The sequence below is a fragment of the Streptomyces sp. NPDC107538 genome (assembly GCF_055657445.1).
Genome location: NZ_JBVKAY010000001.1, coordinates 67,968 through 80,863, shown reverse-complemented (window position 1 = coordinate 80,863; position 12,896 = coordinate 67,968). Strand labels below are relative to the sequence as shown.

The window sequence follows — 12,896 nt, the reverse complement described above, 5'->3', positions numbered from 1 at the left end:
AGCGAAGTCCAGCCATGACGGATGCCTTCATCTACGACCACCTGCGCACCCCACGGGGACGCGGCAAGAAGACCGGAGCACTGCACGAGGTCAAGCCCGTCGACCTGGTGGTCGGCCTGTTGGAGGCGGTGCAGAAGCGCAACCCCACGCTGGACACGGAGCGCATCGACGACGTCGTCCTCGGAGTCGTCGCCCCGATCGGCGACCAGGGCATGGACATCGCCAAGACCGCCGCGATCGTGGCCGGGCTTCCGGACACGACCGCCGGCGTCCAGCTCAACCGGTTCTGCGCCTCCGGGCTGGAAGCCGTCAACCAGGCCGCCAGCCGTGTACGCGGCGGGTTCGAGCAGCTGATCCTCGCCGGCGGCGTGGAGTCGATGAGCCGGGTGCCGCTCGGCGCAGACGGAGGCCCGCTCGCCATGGACCCCGCCACCTCCCTGGCCGCGGGGTTCGTCCCGCAGGGCATCGGCGCCGACCTGATCGCCACCCTGGAGGGCTACACCCGCAGCGACGTCGACGCCTACGCGGCCCAGTCCCACAGCCGGGCCGCCCAGGCGTGGGCAGGCGGCTACTTCGACAACGCCGTCGTCCCCGTCCACGACCAGCTCGGCCAGACCATCCTGGACCGTGACGAGACGATCCGACCGGGCACGAGCGTGGAATCCCTCGCACGCCTGAAGCCCTCCTTCGTCGAACACGGCGAAGGCGTCGGTTTCGACGACATCGCCCTGGCGAAGTACCACTGGCTGGAGAAGATCAACCACGTTCACCACGCCGGCAACAGCTCGGGCATCGTCGACGGAGCGTCCCTCACGTTGATCGGCTCGGAGCAGATCGGCACGCGCCTCGGCCTCACGCCCAAGGCGCGCATCGTGGCCGCGGCCGTCTCGGGCGCCGATCCGACGATCATGCTGACCGGTCCGGCCCCCGCCGCGCACAAGGCCCTCACGCTGGCCGGCCTCGACGTCTCCGACATCGACCTGTGGGAGATCAACGAGGCGTTCGCGGCCGTGGCGATGCGGTTCGTCAAGGACATGGGCATCAGCCACGAGATCACCAACGTCAACGGCGGAGCCATCGCGATGGGCCACCCGATGGGAGCCACAGGCGCCATGATCCTCGGCACCCTCGTCGACGAACTGATCCGCCGCGGCCAGCGGCGTGGCCTGGCCACGCTCTGCGTCGCCGGCGGCATGGGCATCGCCACCATCGTCGAGATCGTCTGAGACCAGCGCGCACCTACAGGAGCCACAACACCATGACCGACAACACGCCCCGAACCAGCGCCGTCCAGTACGCGATCGACACCGACGGCATCGTCACCCTCACCCTGGACGACCCGGGGCAGAGTGCCAACACCATGAACGAGTTCTACGCCGCTTCCATGAAGGCCGCCGTCGACAAGCTGTACGACGACGCCGACACGGTCACGGGCGTGGTCGTCGCCTCGGCGAAGAAGACCTTCTTCGCGGGCGGCGACCTCAAGAGGATGATCCTCGCGACGAAGGACGACACGGACACCGTGTTCACGTCGCTGGAGGCCATCAAGGCGACCCTGCGGCGACTCGAGACCTTCCCCAAGCCCGTCGTGGCAGCGATCAACGGCGCCGCTCTGGGCGGGGGGCTGGAGATAGCCCTGGCGACCAACCACCGCATCGCGGTCGAGGGCAAGTACGACATCGGGCTGCCCGAGGTGACGCTGGGTCTGCTCCCCGGCGGCGGCGGTGTCACCCGCACCGTCCGCATGTTCGGCCTCATGACCGCGCTCACGGACATTCTCGGCCAGGGCACGCGCTTCAAGCCCGCCAAGGCCAAGGAGAAGGGACTCGTCGACGAGCTCGTCGAGTCCGCCGAAGAACTGTTGCCCGCCGCGAAGGCGTGGATCAAGGCCAACCCGGACGAGGTCGCGCAGCCCTGGGACAAGCCCGGCTACAAGATGCCCGGCGGGATGCCGTCGCACCCCAGTCTGGCCGCGTTCCTGCCGGCGTTCGTGCCGCTGTTGCGCAAGCAGATCAAGCAGGTCGACTACCACGCGCCCAAGGCGATCCTCGCGGCCGCCGTCGAGGGAGCCCAGGTCGACTTCGACACCGCCAGCCGGATCGAGTCGCGCTACTTCACCTCGCTGGTCACCGGCCGTCAGTCGAAGAACATGATCCAGGCGTTCTTCTTCGACCTGGAGTCGATCAACACGGGTGCGCTGCGTCCCAAGGCCGTGGAGAAGTACACGGCCATGAAGGTCGGCGTCCTCGGCGCCGGCATGATGGGCGCCGGCATCGCCTACTCCTGCGCCCGGGCCGGCATGGAGGTCGTCCTCAAGGACGTGTCGGCCGAGAACGCCGAGAAGGGCAAGGCCTACACCGCGGGCCTCAACGCCAAGGCCGTTGGCCGGGGCAAGCTCACCGAGGAGAAGGCCGCCGCACTGCTCGGCCGTATCACCGCCACCGCCGACCCCGCCGATCTGGCCGGCTGCGACCTGGTCATCGAGGCGGTCTTCGAGGACGTCGCGCTCAAGCAGCAGGTCATCGCCGAGATCCTGCCGTACGTCAAGGCCGACGCGCTGCTGTGCACCAACACCAGCACGCTGCCGATCACCGAACTCGCCAAGGGGGTCGAACGACCGGCCGACTTCATCGGTCTGCACTTCTTCTCCCCGGTCGACAAGATGCCGCTGGTCGAGATCATCCGCGGCGCCGAGACCTCCGACACCGCGCTGGCCAAGGCCTACGACGTGGTCCTGCAGATCAAGAAGACGCCGATCGTCGTCAGCGACAGCCGCGGCTTCTACACCTCTCGGGTCTTCGGCACGAGGATCGAGGAGGGACTCGCACTGCTCCAGGAGGGGCTGGCGCCGTACTCGCTGGAGCGCGCCGCGACTCAGGCGGGCTACCCGGTCGGCACTCTTCAGGTCGCCGACGAACTCAGCCTGGACTTCATGCACAAGATCGCCAGCACCACCCGCGAAGCCGTCGGCCGGGCGGAGCTCACCATCACCGAGACCGTCGTCGCTCCCATGATCTCCAACGGCCGCACGGGCAAGCTCAAGGGTGCCGGCTTCTACGACTACACCGACGGCAAGCGCGGCTCGATCTGGCCGGGCCTGTCCGAGCTGTTCCCCGTCGCCGACAGCCAGATCCCGCTCCGGGACGCCCAGGACCGCCTGCTCGTGCGCGAGGCGATCGAGACCGCGCGCTGCTTCGAAGAGGGCGTCCTCACCTCGGCGGCACACGCCAACATCGGCTCGATCTTCGGCATCGGCTTCCCGCCCGCCACCGGCGGAGCCGCACAGTTCATGGCCGGCTACGAAGCCGCCGACGGGTCCGTCGGCCTCGACGCATTCATCAAGCGTGCCGACGAACTCGCCGACAAGTACGGCGAGCAGCTCCGTCCGACCCAGTACCTCCGCACCATGGCGGCCAAGGGCGAGGCCTTTCCCGCCTGAGTGATTCCTGCTGTGCGTCGAGGGCTGGGAAGCAGTCCGGGCACCTTCCCAGCCCTCGACCACGCTGCTGGACCGGCTCCGTTCACATCCGATCCGCCCGGCTTTCCTTATGGAGGTTGACCCATGGCACGCACACTCGCCGGCAAGACGATCCTGATGTCGGGAGGCAGCCGCGGTATCGGCCTCGCGATCGCGCTGCGAGCCGCCCACGACGGCGCGAACGTGGTGATGCTCGCCAAGACCGGTGTGCCCCACCCCAAGTTGGAGGGCACCGTACACACGGCCGTCGAACAGGTGGAGCAGGCAGGCGGCAAGGGGCTGGCGGTCGTCGGTGACGTCCGCGACGAGCAGGCTGTGCGTTCCGCCGTCGACCAGGCGGTCGCCGCTTTCGGCGGGATCGACATCGTGGTGAACAACGCGAGCGCCATCGACCTGTCGCCGACGGACCGGTTGGAGACGAAGCGCTACGACCTCATGCAGGAGATCAACACACGCGGCACGTTCCTGATGAGCAAGACCGCGATCCCGCACCTGCGCGCAGCGGCGAACCCGCACATCCTCACCCTGTCACCGCCGTTGAACCTCGCCCCCCACTGGGTGGGCAAGCACCTCGGTTACACGCTGTCGAAGTACGGCATGAGCCTGTGTACCCTCGGTCTCGCCGAGGAACTGGCACCCGACGGCATCGCCGCGAACTCCCTCTGGCCCCGCACTCTGATCAACACCGCCGCCGTCCGCAATGTCGTCGGCGACGCCGACCGGGCCCGCAATCCGCAGATCGTTGCGGATGCCGCGTACGCGGTCCTAACCCGTGACGCGCGCGCGTGCACCGGCAATCTGTTCATCGATGACGAGGTCCTGGCCGCCGAAGGCATCGAGGACCTGTCCGCCTACAGTCCCGCCGGTTTCGCCGGGAGCCTTGCGCTGGACATCTTCATCGACCCCTCCTGACCCACGGGACGGGCCCCGGCCCGGGGCCGCGAACAGAATGTCCGCTAATGCCGCCAAAGCCATATGTGACTCGAATGAAACGATGGTCATCGCGAGCAACAGCGCCCTCGCTCGCCGGCAGCGGACCGGCGGCGCCGCATTCGCTGGGGTCTGCCCGCTGTAGCAACGATCCTGACGTGCCTTCAGCTTGGAACGACCAGTGCCGCCTCGGTGGATCAACGTCGACCGTGCGGGCCTGAACTCGGAGGGGGACAAGCAGTTTCATGCTACCCATCCCACTCGACCGAAGGCACTACGGAACGACGCCGCCCATGAGGGAACACGGACATTCCTCTGCACGGCGGCCGTGGGTCGAATACCGGTCGTGCGACGTGCCGACTCTTCGCGATCAACATCAAGTGCGCGGGACGCGGGCCTGCTCCGCGGTCAATGCGGCGGGCAGGTCCTGTTCCGTCCAGATGCATTTGCCGTCGTGGAGGTATCGGGCGCCCCAGCGCCGGGACAAGGCTGCCACGAGCTGCAGGCCGCGCCCGCCTTCGTCGGTGTGACTGGCGTGGCGGATACGGGGAGTGGTCAAACTGCCGTCGTAGACCTCGCAGGTCAGGGTTCTACTCCGTAGAAGGCGAAGGCGCATCGGCCCCTTGCCGTGCCGGATGACGTTACCTACCAGCTCGCTCACCAGTAGCTCAGTACTGAGTACGAGATCATCGAGCTCCCATGTTGCGAGCCGCTCACGAACGAACTGCCGGGCCTGTCCTGCGGCACGAGGGTCGTCCGGAAGGCTGCAGGCCACGGCGTCACCAGCAGGGGTGCACCGGATACTCGCGATGAGGAGCCCTGCGTCGTCCTTCGTCTGCTCATGTTCGGGCAGCAGCGCCGCCACGACTCTGTCGCCCAGCTCCTCCAGGCGTTGGATGCCGTCCTCCTCGTCGACCGCATTGAAATAGGCAAGATCGGCCACGCCGTCGGCGAGGACTTGCCGCAGTTCGGCCATGCCCCGGTCGGCGTCCCGGGTCGCCGATTCGACGAGCCCGTCGGTGCACAGGACGAGAAGGCTCTCGTCGGGCAGGCACAACTGGTGGGTCTCGAAGGGTGGGCTGGCTGCACCAAGCGGCGGATCGGGAGCGGCCTCGGGGCTGTGGACGGTTCCGTCGGGGTGCACGAGAACCAGCGGAGGATGCCCGGCGAGGGAGTACGAGCATGTGCGCGCGACCGGGTCGAAGACCGCGTACAGGCACGTGGCGTAGAAGTCCTCGCCGAGGTCGGAGACCAGGTCGTTGAGACGGCTGAACAACTCGTCCGGGGGCATCTCCAGGTCGGCGAGGGTACGTACGGCCGTCCGTAGCCGCCCCATCGTGGCCGCCTCTTTGATGCCGTGCCCCATGACGTCCCCTATGACGATGGCGACCCGGTCAGCCGACAGGGGGATCAGGTCGTACCAGTCGCCCCCCACCTCCTCGCTGAGGCCAGCAGGCAAGTATCGGGCCACAGCGCTGGCGGCGGGCAGGCTGGGCAGAGTCTTGGGCAGCAAACCACGTTGCAGTTCCTGGGCGCGGGCATGTTCCACGTCGTACAAGCGCGCCCTTTCCAGCGACTGGCCTACCAGGCCGCTCAGCGCCGTCAGCAGGGCGCGCTCGTCGTCGTTGAAGGAGTGCGGTTCGCTGAAGGACACCACGCACAGGCCGATGACCCGTCCGGAGGCAATCATGGGCAGGAAGGCCCAGGCGTTCTTCGGCGTGGCGTCGTTCACGTGCCCCAGGGTCGGAAAGTGCGCCAGCAACTCCACCCTTGAGCCGATGAACCGAGGTGTACGAGTGCGCACCACGCCATTGAACGTGGCGTGGGCGGCGAGCGGAACTCCGTCGATCATGGTGAGGAAGTCCGTTGGGTACCCGGCCGCACCGACGACGCGAAGACGTCCACGTTCCAGCAGCTGGACCACCAGCCCGTCCGCGCCGAACGGAGGCAGGACGAATTCGGCGACAGCCGTCACGACGTCGCGGGACGTGATCGCCTCAGCCAGAGCCGCCGTCAGTTCAGCCATGAGGACCGATCGTCCGAGCCCGACCACCGGTCCCGAGCTGGGGGCTGTGCTTGGTCCTCCGCCCAGGCGGGCTCCGGCCCACCGCACCAACGCACTGACGAGGGAACGACGCGCTTCGTCCGGCTCGCCAAGCTCTGCGGTGAGCACGGTGAGTACGCCGAGAGGCCCATCAGCGCCCGGAAAAGGCACTGCGACCGCGCCGATCGCTCCGGTGCTCAGGTCGTCTCCGGCAGTGAAGACGAAGTCACCGCGTCGCAGGGCACACGCTGGCGCAGCACCCCCCTTGTCGGACAGCTCGGCCCACTGGCCGGCCTCCGCCTGGGAAAGCCCAATGGCCGCGATCAGGTGCAGCCGATCGGCCGCAGGATCATGCCGGTGCACCAGCGCGCCCAGTCCTCCCAGGCACGTCGTCGCCTGCCGAAGCACGACGTCGAGCGTCTCCGCGCCACCTGCTCCGATCCCCCAAGCGTCCGCGCCGGGCGCCAGGAAGGAGCCGAACGGCTGCTCGGGCTGCCGCGCATCTTTCCGGGAGCCGGGGTAGTCGGCTGTCACCGCACCTCCTGCCCGCCGACGCGGGCAACTCTGCGGAGAGGAGAACCGCCTCCGCTGTCAGTAATTTACCAAATCAGGATATCAACGGTGAAATCTTCACCGCTCGGTGAGCTGGGGACCAGTTCCGGAAGACGGCGGCCTGGCCTTGCTTATTCCCCTTGGAATCGAGGAGGTTCCACATCGTCACGTCCTTGATCCAGAATTCCTCACCGCCTTTCCTGCGCCGCAACCCGTCGTAGCCGTCAGCGAACCCGCGCTCCCGCACTGCTTGCACGAAGGTGTCCCGGTCTACTTGCTGGCGGGAGGAGGCAGACAGGCGCGACGGCATGCCCGTGAATTCGTCCCACCGGTAGCCGAAACATTCCTGAGCCGTGAGGTTGGCGTAGCAGAACTTCGGATCTGGATCCGTGTCATGGGCCAGCAGTCCGAAAGGAGCATCAATGTAGAGCCATCGCGCCGCTTCCTGCGCCGATCCCCATCGCGGTGGGCACAAGGGACGGCCGGTCAGGGTGAGATGACTCCTCAGCAGCAATTCGGCAAAGGCCGCTCCTGCCTCGGCGGGCAGGGGGCCGACAGGATGGATCAGCATCAGTTCACGCTTCCTCGTCGACCCAGCTCATCAGCTTGCGCAGCTGCTTGCCCGTGGTCTCCAGCAGGTGCTCGGAGTCCTGGGTCTTGTACTCGTTGTACTTCTTCAGACCGCCGTGGTACTCGTCCATCCACTGCTGGGCGAAGGTGCCGTCCTGGATCTCGGCGAGGACCTTCTTCATCTCGGCCTTGGTGGCGTCCGTGATGATCCGCGGGCCGGTGACGTAGTCGCCCCACTCGGCGGTCTCGGAGATCGACCAGCGCATCTTCTCCAGGCCGCCCTCGTACATGAGGTCGACGATCAGCTTCAGCTCGTGCAGGCACTCGAAGTACGCGATCTCCGGCTGGTAGCCGGCCTCGGTCAGCGTCTCGAAACCGGCCTTGACCAGCGCGGCCGTACCACCGCAGAGCACGGCCTGCTCACCGAACAGGTCGGTCTCGGTCTCCTCGGTGAAGGTCGTCTTGATGACACCGGCGCGGGTGCCGCCGATGCCCTTGGCGTACGAGAGCGCCAGCGCGAAGGCGTTGCCGGTGGCGTCCTGCTCGACGGCCGCGATACACGGAACGCCGCGGCCCTCCTCGTACTGGCGGCGGACCAGGTGGCCCGGGCCCTTGGGGGCGACCATGCAGACGTCGACGCCGGCCGGGGGCTTGATGAAGCCGAAGCGGATGTTCAGGCCGTGACCGAAGAACAGCGCGTCGCCGTCGTTGAGGTTGTCCTTGATGGACTCCTCGTAGACCTGGGCCTGGATCGGGTCCGGGACGAGGATCATGATCACGTCGGCCTCGGCGGCGGCCTCCGACGGGGTCACCACGCGCAGGCCCTGCTCCTCGGCCTTCGCCTTGGACTTGGAGCCCTCGTGCAGACCGACGCGGACGTCGGCACCCGAGTCGCGCAGGGACAGCGCGTGGGCGTGACCCTGGCTGCCGTAGCCGATGACCGCGACCTTGCGGCCCTGGATGATGGACAGGTCGGCATCGGCGTCGTAGAACAGCTCGGCCATGGAAGAGCACCTATTCGTCATGGTGGGGGAAGCTGCCTTCGGCAGCGCTCATGCGGGGAGAGGGTTGAAAGGGCCCTGCTCGATGCTGGTCGGAACCGTCTGGCAGGCAGATCAGCTGTAGAGCGCGACACGAGGTTGCACCGAACCGACCGCCGCCAGGGCGATGGCCTTGACCCGGAATCTGGCCACCAGGCTTTCTCCCGGCCGGAGCGTTCTTTGCGCGGCCACGAGGTCGGTGTACAGCGTTCCGGTCTGGCTCTCCAGTGAAAGAGTCTTCGCGGATCCACCAGTCGTCAGCCGTTCGACGCGAATGTCCCCAGGCAGCAGAAACGGGCCGGAATCCGGCGACTCGACGAGGATCTGCGGAGCCACGACTTCGTCCACCATCGAGTTGTTGCGATAGGTCACCGTGAACGTGTGTGAATGTCCGGAGAGGGGGAGGTTCCTTCGGGGTAGGTTCACGAAATCGAACGGAGCCAAGGGGGTTTGCGTAGTATCAGCGGCTGCCCCGGAAGAGACGTCGGGAGCCGGGCCGGCAAGAGCTGGGACGGCCCCGGGAGCCGCGAGCAGTCCGGCCGCCACGCCCAACGACACAACGGCGAAACGGTAGTTCTTCAGCGACATCCGTAAACACCTCTGTCTCTGTGACACATACTTCCCTCTCCCCCTTCGTCAGGATGTCCAGGTAGGCCAGGCCTGGCAGCGAACCAGGGGGTGTTCGCCGCCAGGCCTGGGTCGCCGACACTCGTTTCCACGAGGTGGCGCTACCGGACCACCGCCGCCGCGCGGCTGGTCGGCCTGCGGACTACCGGCCTATAAGGCCGATCCACTTGGTCAAGGCTGCGGATCCGCACTCTGGTCCGACCTTCGGCGTGGATCAAGGTTCCCTCGCGGGGAGAGCAGACCGATAGAGGCAAACGTCCCGCACTCAAAGAGCGTCTTGCCGCGTGCCACGACAGTGGGCCGGGCTGGTTCGGCAGAGCTCTTACATGCCTGAAGGCGTGGAGCGAACTCCCCATGGAAGAAACTGAGTTGCTTGAATCGGGCTTTGCTGTGGCCTCGGCCACCTACATCATTTTCCCGGGCGCCTGGGAAACCGCGGGGCAGGCGAGGAGGCGGATCTGTGTCCAAGCGTTCCAGGACGGGGAAGTCAAGAGCCTGGGGGGCCCTGTCATTCCCATGAACCCCACGCCCTGCCGACCGGAAGCAGCCTCAGCAAGAATCGGGCGAGGTGACCTGCGATTCCGCAGATCACGCCTTCCCAGGCCGTTAACGGCGGAAGGTGCACAGCTCGGCAAGAGGGACACAGGTCAGGGATGCACGCGAGTTGGGATGAGGAAGCGCAGCCATCCAAGCAGATAAGGGAGCTGTCGATAGCTTTGGTAAGCCAGTATCACACCATTCCGGCCGGCCTCGCAGAGGTGAGAACTCATTTCGTCCATGACCCGAGCGATATTGGCCCCGACGACGACGTTCTTTTCTTCTACGGCATCGGTATGGCCGATGAGCTGATCCGCTTCAACTCTCGACGCTCGAATCCGCTGCCGCCCGTTGTGGTCCTTGCGTCACAGCTCGACTGGCCCGATGTCTGCTCCGCTCTGGATGAGGGCGCTCTCGGGTACTTGCTTGAGAACGAATATGTTGGGCTGCTTCCCGCAGCTCTCCTGAGCGCTCTTCATGGCGCGAGCATCCTGGACCCGATGATCACCGCCAAGCATGTCCGGCTCGCCGTCGAACGCCCGAAGGCGATGCCTACGCCGGTCCAGGCGAACGCACTTTCACCGCGCGAGCAAGAGGCCATGAACCTGCTGTCCCGGGGTTACACGGTCCGTGATGTCGCATTAGAAATGTCCTTGAGCGAGAAGACCGTTCAGAACTATCTCAATCGCATCTATGGCAAGCTCGGAGTCCACTCACGGTCACAGGCCATATTGCGATGGATACAGCGAGAAGCGGCTTGATCAGGGTTTCACTCAGAAATCTTCTGCTCCTGCGGGACGAGATACAATCGGACGGCCAAGCCATTTCAAAATGGCTTCCGATCGAGTGCGAACCCCGAGTTTTCCGTAGATCTGACCCAGTTGATTGCGAATGGTCTTCTGACTGAACGCCAGAACTCCTGAAACCTCTCGGACCGACGCCCCCGAAGAGATCAACGTCATCAAGCGCTGCTCCGACTCGGTGAGCACCGATCGCCGCCTTATCAGGGATCGGACCTCGACCGCATCCCTGACGTGTCGTGCGGCTATGACTGGGTCGAGGATGCAGCCACCCTGCACAGCGCCCGTGAGTGCCGGGGACAGCAGGGCCCGGTAGCGACTCTCAAGCAGATAGCCTCGCGCGCCGCCCTCCAACGCCGCTTCCACATCATCCCAGTCAAGTTTTGGCGCGATAATTACCGCAGCCAGCAAGCGATTTGAATTTCCGGCATGGATATTTTTCAGCTCCCTACCCATTCCTTCCCCATGCAGGAGGAGGACAGTATCCCCCTTATCGACCTCTCTCAGATCTAGCAGAAGGCGCCGAGTGATTCCACGCGGAATTTCTGGTGGTTCAGCAGAACGACTAAACAGTGCGACTTTCACTTCAGCCGGGTAAGTCCAGGATTGATAGGAGGCCGGATTGAGGGGCACAACGACTCCGTGTAAGCCGTGCAGCAAGCGCTTCCTGTTGCTGCTGCGAATCTACTTGAAGGTTTCAGGACCGGCAACAGTCGGTTACGTAGGGGGGCGCCAGGCAGGCCGTGGATGGTTTGGCCGCAGCCGCAGCCGTGCACGTAGACCAGGCGCGAACCGTGTAGAGGGTGGTGCATGGCCAGGGCCGACGCAGCGCCCGCCCTGGCGCATGGGCCCGGCGCACGCTCATCAGGCGGGTGCGGTCCACGTTCGCCGCGCGTGGCACACTCCGACAGGCCCTGTACAACTCTGCTCGGGTGAGCGGCTTGGTGAGGATGATTCCCACGGCGTGCTGCCTCCTCATCGCCGGGCCGCCTTCTGCGCCCCGTCACCTGGGTGGGGTCGGTGGCTATGGGTGGGGAGTCGCCGGTGTACGTACGGGCCGGCAGCCACCAAACGACGCGTGTTTGCGGCCAACGTCCGCCGGAGTCTCGTCAGCTCAGAGGCCGCGGTGCCGAGTGCAGGTACCACCGGGGAGGGGCGGCACCACCGCAGAGATCGGTGGTGCCGCCCCGAATCGCTTCCCGGACGCGGCGCGCCTCTTACGTCACCGTTGCTAGGGGCACGCCCGGTTGCAGGGGGGCAGGTTCAGGCGCGTGTTCCGCTGGAATTCGGCGGCCGGGTCGTTGATCGGGTTGTAGCGGTGGTCACGGAAGTAGTCGATGTTGTAGTTGGGGTTCGGCACCCAGCCTTCGGGTCGGAAGGTGATGCTCTGCATCTGAAGTACGTCGCCGACCGCTCGCCCCTCCATGGCGTAGATGCGCACGCCGGTGATCGCCCAGCTCGGAATCCGGCGTATGAAGGCCCATTCGTCCTGGCTCGCGTAGCGAGAGAGGGCGGTGTTCTGGACCTGGTTGGGAATGTGCAGCATGGCGGACGCGAATTCCGGCCTGATCGTGTACACGAAACTCCTGGCAGTGACCACCGAGTGGTAGCAGCTGGACGTGATAAGCCATCCGATGACGGGGAGGGATTGGCCGATCGACCACCCGGCTCCCTGGCAACGCGGCTGGGCGGCTTCCGCGGCGAGATTGCGCATGCCCTGACTCCGCGCGAAGGTCTCCGCCAGCTCGACTCTGCCCGAGGTGGATATGTAGCCGGAGTTGTGTTGCCGGTCGCCCTGGAGATGGTTCGTGAGGTCGTAGTTCGTTCCCCAGGACACGAATCCGTTCGCGAAGACGTCGTTCGGGCTCCGGGAGTCACCGCGGTACACCACGGGGGGCGGACTGCCCTGCGGTCGCGCGCCATTGGGCTCGTTGGACGCGCTGGCGGAACCGCCGGCCGACACAAGCGACGTCGTGGCGACCATCACCACCAACAGCAACTGGAAGACGCGGAGCAGCGGCTTCGGCATCCGGCGTCGCCTGAGCGAGCCGGTCGTGCGGCCGTACTCGGCGACCGCCACGGCGTGTGAGTAGGTCATGGGAGGTTCTCCAGTGTTCGGTCTGCCGGATTCCGGCCTGACGAGATCGAGACTGGCAACCCCGAAGTTGATGCTCACGTCCTTCTGACCAGATGAATCAAAGGAAGCAAGAGGCCCGCGTTGATACATCGGCCCCTTCTCTTCCCGTCATCAATGGCACATCCCATCGGAAGGCATCGACATCCAAGCGGAAGGGAGGTGGGCGCGTGGGACGTCCGGA

10 protein-coding genes are annotated in these 12,896 nt (G+C 66.0%); 4 read left to right on the top strand and 6 right to left on the bottom strand.

The features are described 5' to 3' along the window. The first annotated feature begins 14 nt into the window (after positions 1–14). The 3 genes from ACZ7MG_RS00330 to ACZ7MG_RS00320 all read left to right on the top strand — a co-directional run bounded on the left by ACZ7MG_RS00330 (position 15) and on the right by ACZ7MG_RS00320 (position 4,390). Positions 15–1,226, top strand: a complete 1,212-nt coding sequence (locus ACZ7MG_RS00330) for an acetyl-CoA C-acetyltransferase (protein ID WP_471387230.1) — start codon at positions 15–17, stop codon at positions 1,224–1,226. Between the two features lie 32 nt (positions 1,227–1,258). Continuing rightward, complete coding sequence (locus tag ACZ7MG_RS00325) at positions 1,259–3,439, top strand: 3-hydroxyacyl-CoA dehydrogenase NAD-binding domain-containing protein (RefSeq protein WP_471387227.1); 2,181 nt, start codon at positions 1,259–1,261, stop codon at positions 3,437–3,439. A gap of 123 nt (positions 3,440–3,562) precedes the next feature. Continuing rightward, positions 3,563–4,390, top strand: coding sequence for an SDR family oxidoreductase (locus tag ACZ7MG_RS00320; protein WP_471387225.1), 828 nt, complete (start codon positions 3,563–3,565; stop codon positions 4,388–4,390). A 394-nt stretch (positions 4,391–4,784) separates the two neighbouring features. Here the strand turns inward: ACZ7MG_RS00320 and ACZ7MG_RS00315 are convergent, their stop codons facing one another. The 4 genes from ACZ7MG_RS00315 to ACZ7MG_RS00300 form a co-directional block, all read right to left on the bottom strand. Then, positions 4,785–6,986, bottom strand: coding sequence for an ATP-binding SpoIIE family protein phosphatase (locus ACZ7MG_RS00315; RefSeq protein WP_471387222.1), 2,202 nt, complete (start codon positions 6,984–6,986; stop codon positions 4,785–4,787). Between the two features lie 73 nt (positions 6,987–7,059). After that, positions 7,060–7,575 (bottom strand): MEKHLA domain-containing protein, encoded by a 516-nt coding sequence (locus ACZ7MG_RS00310; RefSeq protein ID WP_471387219.1) that lies wholly within the window; start codon positions 7,573–7,575, stop codon positions 7,060–7,062. A gap of 4 nt (positions 7,576–7,579) precedes the next feature. Continuing rightward, positions 7,580–8,578 (bottom strand): ketol-acid reductoisomerase, encoded by a 999-nt coding sequence (ilvC, locus tag ACZ7MG_RS00305; RefSeq protein WP_471387216.1) that lies wholly within the window; start codon positions 8,576–8,578, stop codon positions 7,580–7,582. Positions 8,579–8,689: 111 nt separating this feature from the next. Beyond that, positions 8,690–9,202 carry a signal peptide protein gene (locus ACZ7MG_RS00300; RefSeq protein WP_471387214.1) on the bottom strand — a complete coding sequence of 171 codons (513 nt, stop codon included), beginning with the start codon at positions 9,200–9,202 and terminating at the stop codon, positions 8,690–8,692. Between the two features lie 692 nt (positions 9,203–9,894). Here ACZ7MG_RS00300 and ACZ7MG_RS00295 point away from each other — a divergent pair. Continuing rightward, on the top strand, positions 9,895–10,539 hold the full coding sequence (locus ACZ7MG_RS00295; protein ID WP_471387212.1) for a helix-turn-helix transcriptional regulator: 645 nt from the start codon (positions 9,895–9,897) through the stop codon (positions 10,537–10,539). 12 nt (positions 10,540–10,551) lie between these two features. Here the strand turns inward: ACZ7MG_RS00295 and ACZ7MG_RS00290 are convergent, their stop codons facing one another. Next, positions 10,552–11,211, bottom strand: coding sequence for a LuxR C-terminal-related transcriptional regulator (locus ACZ7MG_RS00290; protein WP_471387209.1), 660 nt, complete (start codon positions 11,209–11,211; stop codon positions 10,552–10,554). A 598-nt stretch (positions 11,212–11,809) separates the two neighbouring features. After that, positions 11,810–12,754, bottom strand: a complete 945-nt coding sequence (locus ACZ7MG_RS00285; protein WP_471387207.1) for a hypothetical protein — start codon at positions 12,752–12,754, stop codon at positions 11,810–11,812. Positions 12,755–12,896 lie beyond the last annotated feature (142 nt).